This is a genomic window from Burkholderia sp. 9777_1386 (assembly GCF_015712265.1).
GTDB lineage: Bacteria > Pseudomonadota > Gammaproteobacteria > Burkholderiales > Burkholderiaceae > Burkholderia > Burkholderia cenocepacia.
Genome location: NZ_JACCQB010000013.1, coordinates 1 through 20,802, shown reverse-complemented (window position 1 = coordinate 20,802; position 20,802 = coordinate 1). Strand labels below are relative to the sequence as shown.

18 protein-coding genes are annotated in these 20,802 nt (G+C 65.9%); 10 read left to right on the top strand and 8 right to left on the bottom strand.

Annotated elements, in window-relative coordinates; translation table 11 throughout:
* Positions 1-34 precede the first annotated feature (34 nt).
* Together coaBC and dut are read left to right on the top strand one after the other, a co-directional pair.
* The gene (gene coaBC / locus H0X91_RS12780) at positions 35-1,246 is read left to right on the top strand and encodes a bifunctional phosphopantothenoylcysteine decarboxylase/phosphopantothenate--cysteine ligase CoaBC (protein ID WP_048984467.1); all 1,212 of its coding nucleotides are present in this window, start codon (positions 35-37) and stop codon (positions 1,244-1,246) included.
* Positions 1,247-1,301: 55 nt separating this feature from the next.
* On the top strand, positions 1,302-1,748 hold the full coding sequence (gene dut, locus H0X91_RS12775) for a dUTP diphosphatase (RefSeq protein ID WP_124632976.1): 447 nt from the start codon (positions 1,302-1,304) through the stop codon (positions 1,746-1,748).
* Between the two features lie 60 nt (positions 1,749-1,808).
* Here the strand turns inward: dut and H0X91_RS12770 are convergent, their stop codons facing one another.
* The 4 genes from H0X91_RS12770 to clpS form a co-directional block, all read right to left on the bottom strand.
* Positions 1,809-2,579 (bottom strand): COG4705 family protein, encoded by a 771-nt coding sequence (locus H0X91_RS12770; protein WP_006496142.1) that lies wholly within the window; start codon positions 2,577-2,579, stop codon positions 1,809-1,811.
* A gap of 134 nt (positions 2,580-2,713) precedes the next feature.
* Positions 2,714-4,093 carry an amino acid permease gene (locus tag H0X91_RS12765; protein ID WP_080330740.1) on the bottom strand — a complete coding sequence of 460 codons (1,380 nt, stop codon included), beginning with the start codon at positions 4,091-4,093 and terminating at the stop codon, positions 2,714-2,716.
* 103 nt (positions 4,094-4,196) lie between these two features.
* On the bottom strand, positions 4,197-6,497 hold the full coding sequence (clpA, locus tag H0X91_RS12760) for an ATP-dependent Clp protease ATP-binding subunit ClpA (protein WP_006496143.1): 2,301 nt from the start codon (positions 6,495-6,497) through the stop codon (positions 4,197-4,199).
* On the bottom strand, positions 6,494-6,808 hold the full coding sequence (gene clpS / locus H0X91_RS12755) for an ATP-dependent Clp protease adapter ClpS (RefSeq protein ID WP_006398529.1): 315 nt from the start codon (positions 6,806-6,808) through the stop codon (positions 6,494-6,496). The genes clpA and clpS overlap by 4 nt, the downstream gene beginning before the upstream one ends.
* Positions 6,809-7,097: 289 nt before the next feature.
* On the opposite strand from clpS, the gene H0X91_RS12750 reads away from it, so the two are divergent.
* Positions 7,098-7,265, top strand: coding sequence for a hypothetical protein (locus tag H0X91_RS12750; protein ID WP_153260047.1), 168 nt, complete (start codon positions 7,098-7,100; stop codon positions 7,263-7,265).
* A gap of 88 nt (positions 7,266-7,353) precedes the next feature.
* The gene (locus H0X91_RS12745; RefSeq protein WP_006488945.1) at positions 7,354-7,557 is read left to right on the top strand and encodes a cold-shock protein; all 204 of its coding nucleotides are present in this window, start codon (positions 7,354-7,356) and stop codon (positions 7,555-7,557) included.
* Positions 7,558-7,738: 181 nt separating this feature from the next.
* Here H0X91_RS12745 and H0X91_RS12740 read toward each other — a convergent pair whose 3' ends face one another.
* Positions 7,739-9,337 carry a multicopper oxidase family protein gene (locus H0X91_RS12740; protein ID WP_080324362.1) on the bottom strand — a complete coding sequence of 533 codons (1,599 nt, stop codon included), beginning with the start codon at positions 9,335-9,337 and terminating at the stop codon, positions 7,739-7,741.
* 587 nt (positions 9,338-9,924) lie between these two features.
* Between H0X91_RS12740 and H0X91_RS12735 the strand changes: the two genes are divergently transcribed.
* A complete protein-coding gene (locus H0X91_RS12735) occupies positions 9,925-10,149 on the top strand; it encodes a hypothetical protein (protein WP_006490888.1) in 225 nt (74 codons plus the stop codon).
* A 123-nt stretch (positions 10,150-10,272) separates the two neighbouring features.
* On the opposite strand, the gene H0X91_RS12730 is transcribed toward H0X91_RS12735, so the two are convergent.
* Together H0X91_RS12730 and icd are read right to left on the bottom strand one after the other, a co-directional pair.
* A complete protein-coding gene (locus H0X91_RS12730) occupies positions 10,273-12,501 on the bottom strand; it encodes an NADP-dependent isocitrate dehydrogenase (RefSeq protein WP_048984425.1) in 2,229 nt (742 codons plus the stop codon).
* Between the two features lie 282 nt (positions 12,502-12,783).
* Entirely contained in the window at positions 12,784-14,040 is a 1,257-nt protein-coding gene (gene icd / locus H0X91_RS12725) for an NADP-dependent isocitrate dehydrogenase (RefSeq protein WP_006478026.1), read from the bottom strand.
* Positions 14,041-14,317: 277 nt separating this feature from the next.
* On the opposite strand from icd, the gene H0X91_RS12720 reads away from it, so the two are divergent.
* From H0X91_RS12720 to H0X91_RS12700, 5 genes are all read left to right on the top strand, one after another.
* Positions 14,318-14,896, top strand: a complete 579-nt coding sequence (locus H0X91_RS12720) for a pseudouridine synthase (protein WP_006490892.1) — start codon at positions 14,318-14,320, stop codon at positions 14,894-14,896.
* Between the two features lie 281 nt (positions 14,897-15,177).
* Entirely contained in the window at positions 15,178-15,393 is a 216-nt protein-coding gene (locus H0X91_RS12715; RefSeq protein ID WP_011352970.1) for a hypothetical protein, read from the top strand.
* Positions 15,394-15,553: 160 nt separating this feature from the next.
* Positions 15,554-16,054, top strand: coding sequence for a DUF192 domain-containing protein (locus tag H0X91_RS12710; RefSeq protein WP_006496146.1), 501 nt, complete (start codon positions 15,554-15,556; stop codon positions 16,052-16,054).
* A gap of 239 nt (positions 16,055-16,293) precedes the next feature.
* Positions 16,294-18,405 (top strand): elongation factor G, encoded by a 2,112-nt coding sequence (gene fusA, locus H0X91_RS12705; protein ID WP_006496147.1) that lies wholly within the window; start codon positions 16,294-16,296, stop codon positions 18,403-18,405.
* Between the two features lie 166 nt (positions 18,406-18,571).
* Complete coding sequence (locus H0X91_RS12700; RefSeq protein ID WP_034201438.1) at positions 18,572-19,582, top strand: HoxN/HupN/NixA family nickel/cobalt transporter; 1,011 nt, start codon at positions 18,572-18,574, stop codon at positions 19,580-19,582.
* 929 nt (positions 19,583-20,511) lie between these two features.
* Here H0X91_RS12700 and H0X91_RS12695 read toward each other — a convergent pair.
* Positions 20,512-20,802: hypothetical protein (locus tag H0X91_RS12695; protein ID WP_179109032.1), on the bottom strand; the 291-nt coding region annotated here is incomplete at its 5' end.

Here is a 20,802-nt window from a genome sequence, read left to right as displayed (position 1 = left end):
GCCGGCCGTTCCGTTTGACCCCAGGAGGCCTGAGTTGGCACACGCAGAACTCGCAGGAAAACACCTCGTTCTCGGCCTGACGGGCGGCATCGCCTGCTACAAGATCGCCGAGCTCACGCGGCTGCTCGTGAAGGCCGGCGCGACCGTGCAGGTCGCGATGACCGACGCCGCCACCCAGTTCATCACGCCCGTCACGATGCAGGCGCTGTCGGGCCGGCCCGTCTATACGAGCCAGTGGGACGCGCGCATCGACAACAACATGGCGCACATCGACCTGTCGCGCGAAGCCGACGCGATCGTGATCGCGCCCGCGTCGACGGATTTCCTCGCGAAGCTCGCGCACGGGTTCGCGGACGATCTGCTGTCGACGCTGTGCGTCGCGCGCGACTGTCCGCTGCTGGTCGTCCCCGCGATGAACCGCCAGATGTGGCAGAACCCGGCCACGCAACGCAACGCCGCGCAACTGCGCGCGGACGGCGTGTCGGTGCTCGGCCCGGATTCGGGCGCGCAGGCGTGCGGCGAAGTCGGCGACGGCCGCATGCTCGAGCCCGAGGCGATCTATGAGGCGATCGTCGCGCACTTCGCGCCGAAGGTGCTCGCGCACCGGCGCGTGCTGATCACGGCCGGCCCGACGTTCGAACCGCTCGATCCGGTGCGCGGCCTGACGAACCGCTCCAGCGGCAAGATGGGTTTCGCGCTCGCGCGCGCCGCGCAACAGGCCGGCGCCGACGTCCATCTGGTCGCCGGGCCGGTCGCGCTCGACACGCCGTGGGGCGTGTACCGCCAGGACGTGCAGACCGCGCAGCAGATGTACGACGCGGTGATGCATGCGGTCGCCGATGCCGACATCTTCATCGCGGTGGCCGCGGTCGCCGACTGGCGCGTCGACCAGCCGGCCGAGCAGAAGATGAAGAAGACGGCCGACCGCAAGATGCCGGCGCTCGCGTTCGTCGAGAATCCCGACATCCTCGCGTCGGTCGCGGCGCTGCCCGATGCGCCGTTCTGCGTCGGCTTCGCGGCCGAAAGCGGCGACCTCGACGTGCACGGCGACGAGAAGCGCAAGCGCAAGAACGTGCCGCTGCTCGTCGGCAACCTCGGCCCGCTGACGTTCGGCCGCGACGACAACGAAGTCGTGCTGTTCGAGGCCGCCGGCCTCACGCGCCTGCCCCGCGCGCCCAAAGACGAACTCGCGCATGCGCTCGTCGCGGAAATCGCGAAGCGCCTGCCCGACAACCGCCTGATCTGATCACCCGCGCGGCGGCGCGTGCCGCTGCGCCCTTCCCGACCGATTCGACGACCGCATGAAACTCGACCTGAAGATCCTCGACGCGCGCATGCGCGACTACCTGCCCGCCTACGCGACCACCGGCAGCGCGGGCCTCGACCTGCGCGCGTGCCTCGACGCACCGGTCGCGCTGCAGCCGGGCGAGACCACGCTCGTGCCGACGGGCCTCGCGATCCACCTTGCGGACCCCGGCTATGCGGCGCTGATCCTGCCGCGCTCGGGCCTCGGCCACAAGCACGGGATCGTGCTCGGCAACCTCGTCGGCCTGATCGACTCCGACTACCAGGGCCAGTTGATGGTCTCGACATGGAACCGCGGTCAGACCGAGTTCGTGCTGAACCCGTTCGAACGCCTCGCGCAGCTCGTGATCGTGCCGGTCGTGCAGGCGCAGTTCAATATCGTCGACGAATTCACCGAGAGCGATCGCGGCGAAGGCGGCTTCGGCAGCACCGGCCGCCACTGAACCTGAGCCACGCAGCACGAAAAAGGGGCCTCGCGGCCCCTTTTCTTTGGCGCGCACCCGTCACTTGCCGGCTGGTTGCGCGATCCGCGCGGGCACCGGTTCGCGACGCCGCGCCTGCGTGATGCTCGCATAGGCGACCATCGCGACCAGCACGCCCGACAGCACCACCGACGAGCCGACCGTGCCGAGCGCGAGGCCGCCCTTCGCGACCGGCTTCGTCAGCAGGTCGCCGACCGTCGCGCCGAACGGCCGCGTGAGCACGAACGCGGCCCAGAACAGCAGCACGCCGGAGAGGCGCGTGAAGTAGTGCGCGAGCACGATCGCCGCGAGCAGGCCGCCGATCAGCAATGCGCCGCCGCCGAAGCCGAGCCCCGAGCTGTCCGCGAGGAAGTCGCCGAGCGCGGTACCGAGCGTGTTCGAGAACAGGATCGCGATCCAGTAGAGCAGCTCGACCTTGCGTGTACGGATCAGGTCGACCGACAGCGATTCGCCGCTGACGCGCCAGACCGCGAAGATCGCCAGCAGGATCGCGACGAGGATCGACGAGCCGGCCGCATAGCCGAGGCCGAGCGTGCGATCCATGAAATCGGACATCGTCGTGCCGGCCGTGCTCGTCGCGACGATCACCGCCCAGTAGATCGCCGGGCGATAGCGCGTCGTCCTGAGCTGGGCGCCCAGCGTCACGAGAAAGAAACCGAACAGCAGGATCGAGCTGACCGCGTAGCCGACGTTCAGCGTCATCGACAGCAGATCGCCGCCGGTCTCGCCGAGCGTCGTCGCACAGATCTTCATGATCCAGAACGCGAGCGTGATTTCGGGAAGTTTGTTCATTCGAACCCCTTTTTGCAGGAAGCGGCGTGCCGGTGCGGACCGGCACGCATTGCAGACAGGATCGAATGTAGTCGCCGCTCGCTTAACGGAACCTTAGCGACTGGAGAACGGCGTGGGCGGCCGCCCCGGCGCGGTCAGCGCGCGTTCTGGTGCCGGTAATGCAGTGCGTAGGCGAGCGTCAGCAGCACGACGAACACGACGCCGACCACCATCGTCATCCGGAATTCGCGCGTGAAGGCGGTCGTCAGCAGGATCGCCGCGACGAGCCCCGCGCCGAGCAGGCTGCCGAACGGGTGCCCCCACATCCGGAATGCGAGTGCGGGGCCGCGATACTGCGAGCGGAACCGCAAGTGCGTGACGAAGATCATCAGCCACGTGAACAGCGCGCCGAACATCGCGATCGCCATCATCACGGTGAACGCGGTGTCGGGCGCCACCGCGACCAGCACGGCCGCCACCGCGACGCCGCTCGTCGAGATCCACAGCGCCGCGCGCGGCACGCCGTTCGCGCCGAGCCGGCCGAACGCCGCGGGCGCGAGGCGCGCGCGCGACAGGCTGAACATCATCCGCGTCGTCACGTAGAGCTGGCTGTTCATCGCCGACAGCGCCGCGATCAGCAGCACGAAATTGATCACGCCGGCCGCATACGGCACGTGCGTCGCGGCCATCACCTTCACGAACGGGCTTTCGTCGGTGCCGGCCTGCGTCCACGGGACGATCGCGAGCATCAGCGACAGCGTCAGCAGGTAGAACAGCACGAGCCGGAACACGGTCGAGCGGAATGCGCGCGTGACCGCGTGCTGCGGATCGCGCGCTTCGCCGGCCGCGATCGCGACGGCTTCGATGCTCATGTAGCTGAAGATCGCGACGATCACCGCGACCCAGGTGCCCCACGGTCCCTTCGGCATGAAGCCGCCGTGCGCGGTGTAGTTCGCGAAACCGATGCCCGACGCGGCCGGCGCCGCCCACACGAGATAGGCGCCGAGCACGATGAACACGACGATCGCCGCGATCTTCAGCAGCGAGAACGCGTATTCGACCGTGCCGTACAGCGTGACGCTCGCGAGGTTCACCGCGATCAGCAGCGCGGAGAAGCCGATCACCCAGTACCAGCCGGGCACCGCCGGGAACCAGTACTTCATGAACACCGCGATCGCGCTGATCTCGGTGCCGATCGCGAACACGACCGCGAACCAGTACGCATAGCGCACCAGGAAGCCCGCGAGCGGGCCGACGTAATGCTCGGCATACGCGCCGAACGAGCCGGCCGTCGGATGCGCGACGGTCATTTCCGCGAGCGCGCCCATCAGCACCAGCGCGATCAGCGCGCCGATCGCATAGGAAACCAGCACGCTCGGGCCGGCGAGCCCGATCGCGAACCCGCTGCCGAGGAACAGCCCCGTGCCGATCGCGCCGCCGATCGCGATCATCGCCATCTGCCCCGACGTCAGCGCGTGGCGCAACCCTTGTTCGCGCGCGACGATAGCGTCGAACGACCGTTGTTGTTGTGTCACTGCGTTACCACTCCCCTGCACCACCATCGCGCCGCCGGCGCCGGATAAAACGAAACGGCGCGGAGACCTTCCCGCGCCGTTCGCATGAACAACGAATTATCGCTTACTCGACTTCGACCGTCTCTTCGTTCGGCTTGTGCGGCGGATTCGCCAGCTTGTCGAACGACAACTGCACCTTGTCGCTTTCGTCGACGTCGACCGTCACGTGGCCGCCGTTGAGGAGCTTGCCGAACAGCAGTTCGTCGGCCAGCGCACGCCGGATCGTGTCCTGGATCAGCCGCTGCATCGGCCGCGCGCCCATCAGCGGGTCGAAGCCGTGCTTCGCGAGATGCTTGCGCAACGCGTCGGTGAAGAGCGCGTCGACCTTCTTCTCGTGCAGCTGTTCCTCGAGCTGGATCAGGAACTTGTCGACCACGCGCATGATGATCTCCTCATCGAGCGAGCGGAAGCTGATGATCGCATCCAGGCGGTTGCGGAACTCCGGCGTGAACAGGCGCTTGATGTCGGTCATCTCGTCACCCGTTTCGCGGCGCGTCGTGAAACCGATCGTCGCCTTCTGCATCGACTCGGCGCCCGCGTTCGTCGTCATGATGATGATGACGTTGCGGAAATCCGCCTTGCGGCCGTTGTTGTCCGTCAGCGTGCCGTGGTCCATCACCTGCAGCAGCACGTTGAAGATGTCCGGATGCGCCTTCTCGATTTCGTCGAGCAGCAGCACGCAATGCGGCTTCTTCGTGACGGCTTCGGTCAGCAGGCCGCCCTGGTCGAACCCGACGTAGCCCGGCGGCGCGCCGATCAACCGGCTCACCGCGTGACGCTCCATGTATTCCGACATGTCGAAGCGGATCAGCTCGATGCCGAGCGTGAACGCGAGCTGGCGCGCCACTTCGGTCTTGCCGACGCCCGTCGGGCCGGAGAACAGGAACGCGCCGATCGGCTTGTCCATCTTGCCGAGGCCCGCACGCGCCATCTTGATCGAGGCCGCGAGCGCGTCGATCGCCGGATCCTGGCCGAACACGACGCTCTTCAGGTCGCGGTCGAGCGTCTGCAGCTTGCTGCGATCGTCCTGCGACACGCTTTGCGCCGGCACGCGCGCGATCTTCGAGATGATTTCCTCGATCTCGCTCTTGCCGATCGTCTTCTTCTGCTTCGACTTCGGCAGGATGCGCTGCGCGGCGCCCGCCTCGTCGATCACGTCGATCGCCTTGTCCGGCAGGTGACGGTCGGTGATGAAGCGTGCCGACAGCTCGGCCGCGGCCGACAGGGCGCCCGACGAATACTTGACGCCGTGATGCTCCTCGAAGCGCGACTTCAGCCCGCGCAGGATCGCGACCGTCTGCTCGACGCTCGGCTCCGTCACGTCGACCTTCTGGAAGCGCCGCGACAGCGCCGCATCCTTTTCGAAGATGCCGCGATATTCGGTGAACGTCGTCGCGCCGATGCACTTGAGCGTGCCCGACGACAACGCCGGCTTCAGCAGGTTCGACGCATCGAGCGTGCCGCCCGACGCGGCGCCCGCGCCGATCAGCGTATGGATTTCGTCGATGAACAGGATCGCGTGCGGGCGCTCCTTCAGCTCTTTGAGCACCGTCTTCAGGCGCTGCTCGAAATCGCCGCGATACTTGGTGCCCGCGAGCAGCGCGCCCATGTCGAGCGAGTACACCTGCGCGTTCGCGAGGATGTCCGGCACTTCGCCGCGCGTGATCCGATACGCGAGCCCTTCGGCGATCGCGGTCTTGCCGACGCCGGCTTCGCCGACGAGCAGCGGGTTGTTCTTGCGGCGACGGCACAGCACCTGCACGACGCGCTCGACCTCGGGCTCGCGACCGATCAGCGGATCGATGCGGCCGTCCTTCGCCATCTGGTTCAGGTTCTGCGTGAACTGCGCGAGCGGCGTTTCCTTCTGCGCATTCGCGTCTTCGCTTTCCGCGTTCGCGTCGGTCGACTTCGCGGCTTCGCCGTTGTTCGTCTTCGCGATGCCGTGCGAAATGAAGTTCACCACGTCGAGGCGCGTGACGCCCTGCTGCTGCAGGTAGTACACGGCGTGCGAATCCTTCTCGCCGAAGATCGCGACCAGCACGTTCGCGCCGGTGACTTCCTTCTTGCCGTTCGACGTCGACTGGACGTGCATGATCGCGCGCTGGATCACACGCTGGAAACCGAGCGTCGGCTGGGTATCGACATCGTCGGTGCCCGGGACGGTAGGTGTGTTGTCGTGGATGAAATTGCGCAGGTTCTGACGCAGGTCCTCGATGTTGGCCGCGCACGCGCGCAACACCTCGGCTGCCGTCGGATTATCCAGCAGGGCCAGCAGCAGATGCTCGACCGTAATGAACTCATGGCGCGCCTGGCGTGCTTCCATGAACGCCATGTGCAGGCTGACTTCCAATTCCTGGGCAATCATGCTTCCTCCATCACGCACTGCAGCGGATGCCCTGCCTGCCGCGCATGGGTAACGACTTGCTCAACCTTGGTCGACGCGATGTCCCGCGTATAGACCCCACAAACCCCTCGCCCTTCGCGATGGACCTTCAGCATGATCTGCGTGGCCGTCTCGCGATCCTTCTTGAAATACTCCTGGACCACCATCACGACGAACTCCATCGGCGTGAAGTCGTCGTTGAGCAGCACCACCTTGTACATCGAAGGCGGCTTGAGCTTCTGCTGCTTGCGTTCCAGGACGGTACTGTCCTGCTTGTCCGGGATAATCGCCATACACCCATTCTAAACAACTCGGACAGGCCCGCAATCCTGCCATTACCCGACCGACCGGCCGGCGCCCTCCCCGGTATCCCGGAACACGCGCTCGTCTTCGCGCCATACGAAAGCCGGCTGCGGTGCCGGCTTTCACGCATGGCGCGGAACACGAACCGTCAGGGGGAATCGCACCGGAACGTCGTGTCCGCATCCAGTATCCCACAAGCCGGGACGACTCGAACGCGTGTCACTCGAGCCTGGTATATGAGCCGATTATGCGGCTTTTCAAGCCCCCGCGCTTGGCCGCATGCTGCAAAGCAAAGCCGGAAAAACCCTGAAAATGGGTTCTTTACAACGACCCTCTAAACGTCTAAAAATTCCACTTGACACTCCAATAAAGAGCGCCAACAATCAAGCTGGCACTTTTTTCAATTTGCCGGTTGGCGAAACGAAAGAGGCCGAGGTGAGCTTGTGAGGGGGGAACGGCTGCATTTTCCGGTCGTTTAGCTTTTCGAGCGTGCTCGTGGTAAGTAGCAGCGACTGTGTGACAGGGGAAGTAGGAAATGGCAACTGGTATCGTTAAGTGGTTCAACGACGCGAAGGGCTTCGGTTTCATCACTCCCGATGAGGGCGGTGAGGATCTGTTTGCGCACTTCTCGGCTATCACCATGAATGGCTTCAAGACGCTGAAGGAAGGCCAGAAGGTGAGCTTTGACGTCGTCCAAGGGCCGAAGGGCAAGCAAGCGTCGAACATCCAGGCCGTATAAGGCATCGGATATCTGACGAAGAAACCCGGCGCAAATGCGCCGGGTTTCTTTTTTTGTGGCCGGCCAATCGATAATCGATTGGCCGGCCTTTTCGTTCAATCCCGATAATTGAACACGCATTGTCTTGTCACGCATGCAGATCGGATATCGAATCCGCACGTGAAACAGTTTCGCGGCTTCGTTACACGACCTTCAGCGTCCCCATCATCCCGAGATCCTCGTGTTCGAGAATGTGGCAGTGAAACATGCGCTCGCCGGGCATGTCTTGGGTGACCAGAATCGACACGGTTTCACCGCTGCGCACGTTCACGGTATCGCGCCACGCGCGGAACGGTTCGCTCGTGCGCGAACCGGCCGACGCCCGCTCGATCACCTGGAACTGCGTGCCGTGCAGATGGAACGGATGGTCCATGTCCGTCGTATTGCGGATCTCCCAGCGCTCGACGTCGCCGCGCCGGCTCGTCAGCGTCGCACGGTGCGGCGCGTAGGTGTCGCCGTTGATCGTGAAGCGCATGCCCGCCGGCCGGCCGTGCGCCGCGCCCTTCATCATCGCGTCCATGTCCATTTCCTCGCCGAACGCGACCGTCTTGTGCGCCACCGGTTCGCCCAGCGGCGCCACCGCGCGCAACGTGGCAGGCAGCGCGCGGGCCTCGGCGGGCGCGAACGCGACATCGGCCAGCGCCAGCGCCGGATCGGGCGGCAGGCTGCCGTGGCCGTCGTCGTGCGACATCGCCATCTTGCGGCGGTCGTACTCGGCCGCCTGCAGCACCGCGCGCGACGCGCGGTCGCCGGCACGCACCAGCAGTTCCGCGCGCTCGCCCGGCGCGATCAGCAGCGACGTCACGCGCCGCGGCGCGTCGAACAACCCGCCGTCGGTGCCCACGTGCTCGAACGCGCGGCCGTCGTCGAACTTGATGCGCAGGTAGCGCGCGCTGCACGCGTTCCAGACCCGCCAGCGTTCGTCACCCGCGACGTCGATGCGCGGCCGGCGCGCGCCGTTGACCAGCACGAACTGGCCTTCACGGCCGTTCATCCAGTCCATCATGTCGTTCGGCGCAATCGTGCCGTCGCGTGCAAGCTTCAGGTCCGACACGAACAAGTGGCGCTCGGGCCAGCCGGCAAGCGGATCGTCCGCGGCGCGCACGACGAACGGGCCCGCCAGCCCGCGGAACACCTGCTCGGCGGTCATCATGTGCGGATGCGGGTGGTACCAATAGGTACCGGCGCTGCCCTTCGGCAGCGTGAAGCGATACACGCGCGACCCGCCGGGCGCGACGGGATCGGACGGATTGCCGTCCTGGTCGGGCGGCACAGGCAAGCCGTGCCAGTGAATCGTCGACGGCTGCGGCAGCTTGTTGACGAACCTGATCTCGACCGTATCGCCCTCGCGCACGTCGATCAGGGGGCCGACGACGGGGCCTTGCGTGCCCGCGCCGAACTGCCAGAACAAGGTCGGCCGCGCGCCGTGCAGCAGCGGTCGCGCCACCGGTTGAGCAACCAGCGTGGCCCGGAACGTGCCGGGCTCGCGGCTTTCGTTGGCCAGCGTGCGCAACGTCGCGAGCGGCGCGCCGGCCGGCAGCGCGTCGGCGGCCGCCAGCGCGGCCGGCGCGGGCTGGCCGTGCTGCGCGTGCGCCGACATCCCCGACATGCCCGGCATGTCGTCCATCGCATCCATGCCGGCCATGCCCGCGTGACCGGCATGCTGCGCCCACGCGGTGCGCGCGAACAGCGATGCGGCCGCGACACCGACGGCACGCGACAGGAAAGTTCTCCGTCTCATCAATCGATCCTCGTTGTTCATGCAGCGCCGCGCGACAGCCGCGGCGGTCGCGTCATCATAACCGCAGGGCCGGATCGGAAAACGCCGTCGCCGGGCGGGCGGCGATACGCCGCAGCGAGCATCGCCACCGTGCCGGATGCGGCGCCACGCTTGGCATCGCCGAGCGGCGCCTCGCCAGCGGTCGCTCCTCGTCCGCCGTCCCATGCGCGTTGCGCCCGCCCCCACGTTTCCACCCGCTGCATCGACGATCCGCAAACCCGTTGATTTTTCACGATGCGGAACAAGTCACTGCGTTATAAAAATTCGTGGTGCAGGGCACAAATTTCCCGTTTCGCGATGCCGAAAAACGTTCCGCAATACAAAACGATCGAAATAATTATTTGTTTTTAAAAGAGAATTTTTGTTTCGAGAAGCCGTTCTACATGCACCATCCGGGCGGGTCGCGGACGTAGACTTTGTTCCATGCACTGACGCTTCGCCACGACGGTCCGACACGGAACGCGGCGCAGGCAGCCAGTCGGGCCACCGCCGGCCGAGCCGGCAGGCGGCACAACAGAATCGCTCGTCATCAGAAAGGGAGAACGGAAATGAAGGGATTTCGCTTTGGTTCAGCGCTCGGGTCGTTCTACATCCTGCCGGGTAACGGCGGCTGGGAAGCGACGTTCGGCAACGCCCTGCTCGGCGCATTCTCGTGCCCCGAAGTGGCGGCCGACCACATCTCCCGCGGCGACTGCGAGCAACTGTCCGAACTCGACACCGCGACGCTCGAAGTGCCGCACGAAATCGCCGAATGGGAAATCGTCCACGTCTGAATGGCACGCCTGCAACGAAAAACGCCCCGGGCGACCGGGGCGTTTTCATTGGATGTCGGGCGGCGAACGGCTGACCGCGCCGCGTCGACACGCGCATCGGCTCGCGCGAGTGCGCGCCCGGCGTCAGGCGACCGCGTCGACGATGCCGTTCAGCGTCGCGCTCGGGCGCATGGCCTGGCTCGTCAGGTCGACGTTCGGACGGTAGTAGCCGCCGATCGCCTGCGGCTTGCCCTGCGCGGCCGCCAGTTCCTCCAGGATGCGCGCTTCGTTGTCGGACAGCGCCTTCGCCACGCCCTCGAACTGCGCCTTCAGCGCGGCGTCCTCGGTCTGCTCGGCCAATGCCTGCGCCCAGTACAGGCACAGGTAGAAGTGGCTGCCGCGGTTGTCGAGGCCGCCGACCTTGCGCGCCGGCGACTTGTTCTCGTCCAGGAACTTGCCGGTTGCCTGGTCGAGCGTCTTCGCGAGCACGAGCGCCTTCGGGTTCTGGTACGCGTTGCCGAGGTGCTCGAGCGACGCGGCCAGCGCAAGGAATTCGCCGAGCGAATCCCAGCGCAGGAAGCCTTCCTCGACGAACTGCTGCACGTGCTTCGGCGCGGAGCCGCCCGCCCCCGTTTCGAACATCCCGCCGCCGGCCATCAGCGGCACGATCGACAGCATCTTCGCGCTGGTGCCGAGTTCCATGATCGGGAACAGGTCGGTCAGGTAATCGCGCAGCACGTTGCCGGTGACCGAGATCGTGTCCTTGCCCGCGCGGATGCGCTCGAGCGAGAAACGCGTGGCGTCGACCGGCGTCATGATCCGGATGTCGAGGCCGTTCGTGTCGTGATCCTTCAGGTAGCGTTCGACCTTCGCGATGATCTGCGCATCGTGCGCGCGCGCCGGATCGAGCCAGAACACGGCCGGGGCGCCGGTCGCGCGGGCGCGGTTGACCGCGAGCTTGACCCAGTCCTGCACCGGTGCGTCCTTCGTCTGGCACATGCGCCAGATGTCGCCCGCCTCGACCGCGTGCTCGAGCAGCACGTTGCCGGCTTCGTCGGTGACGCGCACGACGCCGTCCGCCGGGATCTGGAACGTCTTGTCGTGCGAACCGTATTCTTCGGCCGCCTGCGCCATCAGGCCGACGTTCGGCACGCTGCCCATCGTGACCGGATCGAACGCGCCGTGCTGCTTGCAGTCCTCGATCACGGCCTGGTACACGCCTGCGTAGCAGCGGTCCGGAATCACGGCCTTCGCGTCGTACAGTTGACCGTCCGGGCCCCACATGCCGCCCGAATCGCGGATCATCGCCGGCATCGATGCATCAACGATCACGTCGCTCGGCACGTGCAGGTTCGTGATGCCCTTGTCCGAGTTGACCATCGCGAGGCGCGGGCGCACCGCGTACTCGGCCTTGACGTCGGCCTCGATCGCTTCGCGCGTGTCGGCCGGCAGGTCCTTCAGGCGCGCGTACAGGTCGCCGATCCCGTTGTTCGGATTGAAGCCGGCCTTCGCCAGCACGTCCGCGTGCTTCGTGAGCGCGTCGCGGTAGAACACCGACACGAAGTGACCGAACAGGATCGGGTCCGAGACCTTCATCATGGTCGCCTTCAGGTGCACCGAGAACAGCACGTCCTGCGCCTTCGCGTCGGCGATCTGCGCTTCGATGAAGCTGCGCAGCGCGTTGCGGCTCATCACCGATGCGTCGATCACTTCACCGGCCTTCACGGCCGTCTTTTCCTTCAGCACCTTCTTCGCGCCGTCGGTCGTCGTGAGTTCGATCTTCACGCTGCCGGCCTCGGCGATCAGCGCCGACTTCTCGCTGCCGTAGAAGTCGCCTTCGCTCATGTGCGCGACGTGGGCCTTCGACGTGGACTTCCACGCGCCCATCTTGTGCGGATGCTTGCGTGCGTAGTTCTTGACCGACAGCGGCGCGCGGCGGTCGGAGTTGCCTTCGCGCAGCACCGGGTTCACCGCGCTGCCCTTGATCTTGTCGTAGCGCGCCTTGACGGCCTTCTCTTCGTCCGTCGACGGATCTTCCGGATAGGCCGGCAGCGCGTAGCCCTGCGCCTGCAGTTCGGCGATCGCGGCCTTCAGCTGCGGCACCGATGCGCTGATGTTCGGCAGCTTGATGATGTTCGCTTCCGGCTTCAGCGTGAGCTGGCCCAGCTCGGCCAGATCGTCGGAACCCTTCTGCTCCGACGGCAGGACGTCTGCGAATGCCGCGATGATGCGGCCGGCGAGCGAGATGTCGCGCGTTTCGACGGCGACGCCGGACGAACGCGTGAAGGCCTTGACGATCGGCAGCAGCGAATAGGTCGCGAGCGCCGGCGCTTCGTCGGTGAGGGTGTAGATGATCTTGGGCGAAGTGGACATGGTGGTCAAAGCATTGCTACGTAATGGTGGGACTGAAGAGCGCCGGCGGTAACCGGCGGGGAGCGACCGGGTCGATCGCGAAAGGGGTGCGCCGGCTCAGCCCGGCGGAGGTGTTGCGAGGGCCGTCATGTTCTACCTTGCAGGGCTTGCGGGCCGCATCGCGGCGCCGCGGCCCGCATGCCGGACCGCCCTGCCAACAAACCTGCCATCCACGAAACGCTCCGGCGCCGGCAGTCAGCGCCGGGGCGGCCGGCAACGTGCCGGCCCACCCCGGAAGGGGTCTTACATGTTCTCGATCAACACTTCGCCGAAGCCGGAGCACGACACCTGCGTCGCGCCTTCCATCAGGCGCGCGAAGTCGTACGTGACGCGCTTCTGCAGGATCGACTTCTCCATCGCGGCGATGATCGTGTCGGCTGCTTCCGTCCAGCCGAGGTGGCGCAGCATCATTTCCGCCGACAGGATCTCGGAACCCGGGTTCACGTAATCCTTGCCCGCGTACTTCGGCGCCGTGCCGTGCGTCGCCTCGAACATCGCGACCGAATCCGACAGGTTCGCGCCCGGCGCGATCCCGATGCCGCCGACCTGCGCGGCCAGCGCATCGGAGATGTAGTCGCCGTTCAGGTTCAGCGTCGCGATCACGTCGTATTCGGCCGGGCGCAGCAGGATCTGCTGCAGGAACGCGTCGGCGATCGAATCCTTGATCACGATCTCGTTACCCGTCTTCGGGTTCTTCACGCGCATCCACGGGCCGCCGTCGATCAGCTCGCCGCCGAATTCCTTCTGCGCGAGCGCGTAGCCGGCGTCACGGAACAGGCCTTCCGTGAACTTCATGATGTTGCCCTTGTGCACCAGCGTGACCGACTTGCGATCGTTGTCGATCGCGTACTGGATCGCCTTGCGCACGAGCCGCTCGGTGCCTTCCGTCGACACGGGCTTCACGCCGATCCCGGAGGTTTCCGGGAAACGGATCTTCTTCACGCCCATCTCGTCCTGCAGGAACTTGATCACCTTCTTCGCCTGCTCGGAGCCCGCGGCCCATTCGATGCCCGCGTAGATGTCTTCCGAGTTCTCGCGGAAGATCACCATGTCGATCTTCTGCGGTTCGCGCACCGGCGACGGCACGCCCTTGAAGTACTGGACGGGGCGCAGGCACACGTAGAGATCGAGCTCCTGGCGCAGCGCGACGTTCAGCGAACGGATGCCACCGCCGACCGGGGTCGTGAGCGGCCCCTTGATCGACACCACGTATTCCTTCAGGACCTGCAGCGTTTCGTCCGGCAGCCACACGTCCGGACCGTACACCTTGGTCGCCTTCTCGCCCGCGAAGATCTCCATCCAGTGGATCTTGCGCTTGCCCTTGTACGCGTGCGCGACCGCCGCGTCGACGACCTTGATCATGACCGGCGTGATATCGAAGCCCGTACCGTCGCCTTCGATATAGGGAATGATCGGCTGATCGGAAACGTTGAGCGAGAAGTCCTTGTTGACGGTGATCTTGTCACCGCCCTCCGGAACCTTGATGTGCTGATACGGCATGATCGACTCCAGTGACGTGGCTGAGCAGGTGATGCTGGTCGAAGCTGCGCGCGCGGCGGGGGCGCGGCATGGCCACCCCGTGACGGCAACAGCGAGCCGCTATTCTAGCGCCCCAACCGGGCACTTCGGCGTGAACCGCGGCACTGCGTATCAAGACCTCACTTATGTCTTATATAAGACAGAGGACTTGCCGTTCCGTATTATGCATTAAGATTCCGCCATTTGCCATAGACCGCCCGCTCCCGCCTCCCGCGGTGCGCCGGGCGGGCGCCCTGCCATGAACCTCATCGCCCTCAACAAGCCGTTCGGCACGATTTGCCAGTTTTCCGCGCACGAGACGCGGCCCTCGCTCGGCGACTGGGTCAAAACGCCCGGCGTGTACGCAGCCGGCCGGCTCGACGCGGACAGCGAGGGGCTGCTGCTGCTCACCGACGACGGCGCGCTGCAGGCGCGCATCGCGGAGCCGCGCCACAAACTGGTGAAGCGCTACTGGGCGCAGGTCGACGGCGCACCCGGGCCGGCCGACCTGAAGGCGCTCGCCCGCGGCGTCGACCTCGGCGACTACGTGACCCGCCCGTGCCGCGCCGAATTCATCGAGCCACCCGACACGCTGTGGCCGCGCAACCCGCCGATCCGCTACCGCGCCGCGATTCCGACCACGTGGATCGAGCTGGCGATCACCGAGGGCAAGAACCGGCAGGTGCGCCGGATGACGGCAGCCGTCGGGTTTCCGACGTTGCGCCTCGTGCGCGTCGGCATCGGCGCACTCGATATATTCGCGCTCGGCATTGCGCCAGGCGAAACAATTGCCCTGCCGCCGCGCGCGCCATGGGACGGTTTCGCGCCCGCCGGATGACGCATCCGGGACGCGCGAATTTTTCGTCATCTTTTTCGTCAACCGCCTGCGGAGATCGTGCGTTAAACCACGCAGATGCCAACCTTAGCTATCCGGCATTGGCAGCCGAACCCGTGTTTGCGTCACGAAAGCGACGTTTTATTCGAATACGATTCGGCGCCCGCAGCGCAAAGAGAAATTTCTCGAAGCGTCTGTCAACCGAAAGGTGGATGGCACCGTTAGACGACATGACTCCTATTGCCGGGTCATTTGGTTAATTAACTAAAGCTGAGGAACACAACATGAACAAACTGATCGCCGCTCTGGTCGCTGGCCTCTTCGCAACGGCTGCTTTCGCACAAGCTTCGGCTCCGGAAGCTGCTCCGGCAGCAGCAGAAGCTGCTTCGGCACCGGCCAAGCACGCTGCCAAGAAGCACCACGCTGCCAAGAAGCACCACAAGGCATCGAAGAAGGCTGCAGCAAGCGACGCAGCAGCACCGGCAGCTGCTTCGAACTAAGTAAGCAAGCTGTAATAACGCAGTCAAGAACACGCAGTCTTGCCGTTCTTACGGCGTTGAAAGGCAGATCACCGCAAGGCGATCTGCCTTTTTCTTTTTTGTGCCCGCCGGCGCGCATCGCGTACCATGCGGGTCTTGTTTTCCAGACAGGAGCCATGCTGTGCACTTCTCCCTGCGCCCGTCGCTCGGCCGCCTTGCGCGTGCCGCCGTGTTTCCCGCCGCGCTCGCCGTCCTCGCGCTCGGCATGCAGGCCGCCGGCGCGCAAGTGCCGTCCGGTGCCAAGCAGCCGAGCGAGTTCCCGCGCGTGAAGCTGCGCGCCGGCATGTACGTGATCGACGCGGCCGTCGCCGCGAACGACGCCGACCGCGAACAGGGGCTGATGTACCGTTCGCAGCTCGCGCCGAACGAAGGCATGCTGTTCGTCTTCAACGAGAACGCCGTGCACTGCTTCTGGATGAAGAACACGCTGATTCCGCTGTCGATCGCGTTCATCCGTGCCGACGGCACGATCACCGACATCGACGAGATGCGCGCGGAAACCACCGACAACCACTGCCCGCGCAACAACGGCGTCTATGCGCTCGAAATGAGCAAGGGCTGGTTCGCCGCGAAGGGCATCAAGCCCGGCATGAAGCTCGACGGCCTGCCGCGGGCCCAGTAACCGCCCCGGCGCGCGCGGCGGCACCGCGCCGCGCACCGACCGAAAGCCGGCCGCCCGTCATTTGTCGTCGGGCGCCGGTTTTTTTTCGCCCGCCGGCGGCGCCCGCCTTGATTCGGCACCCGCTGCCCGCATCTGCAAAAGCCACGGACAAGCGCTATCCTTTAAATCTCGCTAGTTCCAGCCCGGGCCGGCACCCAATCAGACGGCCCGCTTACGATCCGAACCACCAGGAGGTTCACGTGCCCCGCAAAACCCCCATCGAGCGCTATCGAAATATCGGGATCAGCGCTCACATCGATGCCGGCAAGACCACGACGACCGAGCGCATCCTGTTTTACACCGGCGTGAGCCACAAGATCGGTGAAGTGCACGACGGCGCGGCCACGATGGACTGGATGGAGCAGGAGCAGGAACGCGGCATCACGATCACGTCGGCGGCGACCACCGCCTTCTGGAAGGGCATGGCCGGCAACTATCCGGAACACCGGATCAACATCATCGATACGCCCGGGCACGTCGACTTCACGATCGAGGTCGAGCGCTCGATGCGCGTGCTCGACGGTGCGTGCATGGTCTACGACTCGGTCGGCGGCGTGCAGCCGCAATCGGAAACCGTGTGGCGCCAGGCGAACAAGTACAAGGTGCCGCGCATCGCGTTCGTCAACAAGATGGACCGGATCGGCGCCGACTTCTTCCGCGTGCAGAAGCAGATCGGCGAGCGGCTGAAAGGCGTCGCCGTGCCGATCCAGATTCCGATCGGCGCGGAAGACCATTTCCAGGGCGTCGTCGATCTCGTGAAGATGAAGGCGATCGTGTGGGACGACGAAAGCCAGGGCGTGAAGTTCACCTACGAGGACATCCCCGCGAACCTCGTCGAGCTCGCGCACGAATGGCGCGAGAAGATGGTCGAGGCCGCGGCCGAAGCGAGCGAGGAACTGCTCGAGAAGTATCTGCACGACCATGAATCGCTGACCGAGGACGAGATCAAGGCCGCGCTGCGCAAGCGCACGATCGCGAACGAGATCGTGCCGATGCTGTGCGGCAGCGCGTTCAAGAACAAGGGCGTGCAGGCGATGCTCGACGCGGTGATCGACTACCTGCCGTCGCCGGTCGACGTGCCCGCGATCCTCGGCCACGACTTCGCCGATCCGGAAAAGCCGGCGGAACGTCATCCGAGCGATGACGAGCCGTTCTCGTCGCTCGCGTTCAAGATCATGACCGACCCGTTCGTCGGCCAGCTGATCTTCTTCCGCGTGTATTCGGGCGTCGTCGAGTCGGGCGACACGGTGCTCAACGCGACGAAGGACAAGAAGGAGCGGCTCGGCCGGATCCTGCAGATGCACGCGAACGAGCGCAAGGAAATCAAGGAAGTGCGCGCGGGCGACATCGCGGCGGCCGTCGGTCTGAAGGAAGCGACCACCGGCGACACGCTGTGCGATCCGGCCAAGCCGATCATCCTGGAAAAGATGGAATTCCCGGAACCGGTGATCTCGCAGGCCGTCGAGCCGAAGACGAAGGCCGACCAGGAAAAGATGGGCCTCGCGCTGAACCGTCTCGCGCAGGAAGATCCGTCGTTCCGCGTGCAGACCGACGAAGAGTCCGGCCAGACGATCATTTCGGGGATGGGCGAGCTCCACCTCGAAATCCTGGTCGACCGGATGAAGCGCGAGTTCGGCGTCGAGGCGACGGTCGGCAAGCCGCAGGTCGCGTATCGCGAAACGGTGCGCACGACGGCGGCCGACGTCGAAGGCAAGTTCGTCAAGCAGTCGGGCGGGCGCGGCCAGTACGGTCATGCGGTGATCACGCTCGAGCCGAACCCGGGCAAGGGCTACGAGTTCCTCGACGAGATCAAGGGCGGCGTGATTCCGCGCGAGTTCATCCCGGCCGTCGACAAGGGCATCACCGAGACGCTGAAGAGCGGCGTGCTCGCGGGCTACCCGGTCGTCGACGTGAAGGTGCACCTGACGTTCGGTTCGTACCACGACGTCGACTCGAACGAAAATGCGTTCCGGATGGCCGGCTCGATGGCGTTCAAGGAAGCGATGCGCAAGGCGAAGCCGGTGCTGCTCGAGCCGATGATGGCCGTCGAGGTCGAGACGCCCGAGGAGTTCATGGGCAACGTGATGGGCGACCTGTCCAGCCGGCGCGGCATCGTGCAGGGGATGGAGGACATCGCGGGCGGCGGCGGCAAGCTCGTGCGCGCCGAAGTGCCGCTCGCGGAGATGTTCGGCTATTCGACGTCGCTGCGCTCGGCCACGCAGGGCCGCGCGACGTACACGATGGAGTTCAAGCAGTACGCGGAAACGCCGGCCAACGTATCGGAAGGCGTGATCAGCGCGAAGACGAAGTAAGCGCCGTTCGCCCGCGCGCTGTCGCAGGCACGCAAGGCCCGTCCGGTTCCGGACGGGCCTTTTTTTCATCCGGCGCACCACGGCGTGCGCGGCTTTTTGATCGGCACGCCGGACATTTTTTTCGCGTGCCACAATGGATCGCGATTCGTCCGATGGAACCCGCCCGATGCCGCCCACCCCTGCCCTGCGCCGCCTGCTGACTCTCTATGCCGGCCTGATCGCCGCGAACGTCGCCGTCTGGCTGTGGGCGCTCGCGGTGCTGCGCGATCATCCGCTGCTGCTCGGCACCGCGGCGATCGCGTACGGGCTCGGGCTACGTCACGCGGTCGACGCGGATCACATCGCCGCGATCGACGTCGCGACGCGCAAGCTGATGCAGGACGGCCAGCGTCCGGTGAGCGTCGGCCTGTTCTTCTCGCTCGGCCATTCGACGATCGTGATCGCCGCGACGCTCGGCATCGCGCTGACCGCGTTCGCGCTGCGCGACCGGTTCGATGCGTTCCGCGATATCGGCGGCACGATCGGCACGGCGGTATCGGCCACGTTCCTGCTGGTGCTCGCGTGCGTGAACCTGATGATCCTGCGCGACGTGTGGCGACGCTATCGCGGCGTATCCGCGCCCGCGCACGACGGCGCGCATGATCATCGCCCCGCCGGCCTCGTATCGCGGCTGCTGCGCCCGCTGTTCCGGTTCGTGTCGAAGAGCTGGCACATGTACCCGGTCGGCGTGCTGTTCGGGCTCGGTTTCGATACTGCAACCGAAATCGGCCTGCTCGCGATTGCCGCCGCGCAGGCGAGCCAGGGGCTGCCGATCTATACGGTCATGCTGTTTCCCGCGCTGTTCACGGCCGGCATGACGCTGATCGACTCGACCGACAACGTGCTGATGATTCACGCATACGGCTGGGCGATGGACGATCCGCAGCGCAAGCTGCTCTACAACGCGAGCATCACGTTCGTGTCGGCGGCCGTCGCGCTGGCGATCGGCGGGATCGAGGCAGCCGGACTGCTGGCCGATAAGCTGTCGCTGACGGGCCCCGTGCGCGACACGCTCGATGCGCTCGGCGAACGCTTCGGCTCGATCGGCTACGGCATCGTCGCGCTGTTCCTCGTCTGCTGGATCGCGTCGATCCTGTTTCACCGCTGGCAGCGCGCGGCCGACGCGCCGGCGCGCTGAACGACGCCCCGACGTTTCATTCCGGAAACAAAACCCTCCCCAACGACGTTGCATGCGTGGTCACGCGACTGCGCCCGCCTTGCGCCACGGCCCCGCGCGGCCGATGGCACGAATCTCGCAGAGTGGGATGCGCACGGCGGGCCCGCGTGCCGATCCGCGTTCGCGGCTAGCGTCAAGCGCTGGCCAGGAGGTCATCGGCTGACGATAGGACAACGAATCTTTTAAGCCCCCCTGCACCACACGTGAATAGTCGCGCGGCAACGAGGCATCGCGCGCATGGGGAGGCCATGATGCATAAGACGAAACAACCGTTCCGCGCGGCGGGACGGCGCCCTCGTGCAACCTTGCTGGCCGCGGCCGCGTTTGCGTGCTGCTGCTCGTATGCCGTCGCACAAAACACCACGCCCGACACCGCGTCCGCCGCGAACGCCAGCGCGGACACCATCATGACGCTGGTCGAGAATGCCTCGCCGTGCGCCGCCAATCCGGCCGCGTGCGCGGTGCACGTTTATGCCGGCCGGGGCGTCGGCAACAGCGGGGCCGGTGCGAGCGGCAGCGGTAATGGGAATGGAAGCGGCAGCGGCAGCGGTAATGGCAGTGGCAACGGGACCGGTAGCGGCGGAAATAACGGGAACGGGGCCGTCGGACCCGCCGGTGTCGGTGGAACGACAGGTGGAACTTCAGGCAGTACGAGCGGCACCGGCCGCGGAGGCAATGCGTCGGGTAACGGTGGTTCGGGTGGCGGCACTTCCGGTGGTGGTACTTCCGGTGGTGGTACTTCCGGTGGCGGCACCTCAGGTGGCGGCACCTCGGGCGGAGGCACTTCGGGCGGTGGCACTTCAGGCGGCGGCACCTCAGGTGGCGGCAATTCCGGTGGAGGCACCTCAGGTGGCGGCACTTCGGGCGGTGGCACTTCAGGTGGCGGCACCTCAGGTGGCGGTGGGCACGGTGGTGGCGGCGATGGTGATGGCGGTGGTCACGGCCATGGTGGCGGCCACGGCGATGGCGACGGTGACGGCGGTGGTCATGGCCATGGTGGCGGCCACGGCGATGGCGACGGTGATGGCGGCGGTCACGGCCACGGTGGTGGCCATGGTGACGGTGGTCACGGCAACGGTGGCGGCCATGGTGACGGCGGCGGTCACGGCAATGGCGGCGGCCATGGTGACGGCGGCGGTCACGGCAATGGCGGCGGCCATGGTAACGGCGGTGGCGGTGGC

What these genes read in the sequence shown, in the direction of transcription:
- dut (WP_124632976.1), top strand. Translation starts at nt 1,302, where the DNA reads ATGAAACTCGACCTGAAGATCCTCGACGCGCGCATGCGCGACTACCTG.
- H0X91_RS12770 (WP_006496142.1), bottom strand. Translation starts at nt 2,579, where the DNA reads ATGAACAAACTTCCCGAAATCACGCTCGCGTTCTGGATCATGAAGATC.
- clpA (WP_006496143.1), bottom strand. Translation starts at nt 6,497, where the DNA reads ATGATTGCCCAGGAATTGGAAGTCAGCCTGCACATGGCGTTCATGGAA.
- clpS (WP_006398529.1), bottom strand. Translation starts at nt 6,808, where the DNA reads ATGGCGATTATCCCGGACAAGCAGGACAGTACCGTCCTGGAACGCAAG.
- H0X91_RS12750 (WP_153260047.1), top strand. Translation starts at nt 7,098, where the DNA reads ATGCTGCAAAGCAAAGCCGGAAAAACCCTGAAAATGGGTTCTTTACAA.
- H0X91_RS12745 (WP_006488945.1), top strand. Translation starts at nt 7,354, where the DNA reads ATGGCAACTGGTATCGTTAAGTGGTTCAACGACGCGAAGGGCTTCGGT.
- H0X91_RS12740 (WP_080324362.1), bottom strand. Translation starts at nt 9,337, where the DNA reads ATGAGACGGAGAACTTTCCTGTCGCGTGCCGTCGGTGTCGCGGCCGCA.
- H0X91_RS12735 (WP_006490888.1), top strand. Translation starts at nt 9,925, where the DNA reads ATGAAGGGATTTCGCTTTGGTTCAGCGCTCGGGTCGTTCTACATCCTG.
- H0X91_RS12730 (WP_048984425.1), bottom strand. Translation starts at nt 12,501, where the DNA reads ATGTCCACTTCGCCCAAGATCATCTACACCCTCACCGACGAAGCGCCG.
- icd (WP_006478026.1), bottom strand. Translation starts at nt 14,040, where the DNA reads ATGCCGTATCAGCACATCAAGGTTCCGGAGGGCGGTGACAAGATCACC.
- H0X91_RS12720 (WP_006490892.1), top strand. Translation starts at nt 14,318, where the DNA reads ATGAACCTCATCGCCCTCAACAAGCCGTTCGGCACGATTTGCCAGTTT.
- H0X91_RS12715 (WP_011352970.1), top strand. Translation starts at nt 15,178, where the DNA reads ATGAACAAACTGATCGCCGCTCTGGTCGCTGGCCTCTTCGCAACGGCT.
- H0X91_RS12700 (WP_034201438.1), top strand. Translation starts at nt 18,572, where the DNA reads ATGCCGCCCACCCCTGCCCTGCGCCGCCTGCTGACTCTCTATGCCGGC.